The sequence below is a fragment of the Herbaspirillum sp. VT-16-41 genome, from assembly GCF_001994935.1.
Lineage (GTDB): Bacteria > Pseudomonadota > Gammaproteobacteria > Burkholderiales > Burkholderiaceae_D > Herbaspirillum > Herbaspirillum frisingense.
Genome location: NZ_MUXB01000226.1, coordinates 1 through 349, shown reverse-complemented (window position 1 = coordinate 349; position 349 = coordinate 1). Strand labels below are relative to the sequence as shown.

1 protein-coding gene is annotated in these 349 nt (G+C 54.7%); it reads left to right on the top strand.

The annotated features are described in order from the left end of the window. Positions 1-125: 125 nt before the first annotated feature. Positions 126-349: M17 family peptidase N-terminal domain-containing protein (locus tag BTM36_RS26805; RefSeq protein WP_305778113.1), on the top strand; the 224-nt coding region annotated here is incomplete at its 3' end.

Below are 349 nucleotides of genomic sequence, written 5' to 3'. Positions count from 1 at the left end.
CCCCGGAACTTACGTTCAGTAAGTGGCTGGGGTAAGCAGGCGCAAGCCAACGCATCTGCGGTTTGAAAGAGGTCGAGTATATCTGTAGCCCCTGCTGTTGTCTTTAAGATTCAGGAGTATAGTGCATGGAGTTCAGTGTAAAAAGCGGTAGCCCGGAGAAACAGCGGAGTGCCTGCATCGTTGTGGGTGTTTTTGAGCCGCGCCGTCTCTCTCCGATTGCCGAGCAACTCGACAAGATCAGTGACGGCTATATCAGCGCACTGCTGCGCCGTGGCGAACTGGAAGGCAAACCGGGCCAGACCCTGCTGCTGCACCACGTTCCAAATGTCCTCTCCGAACGTATTCTGTT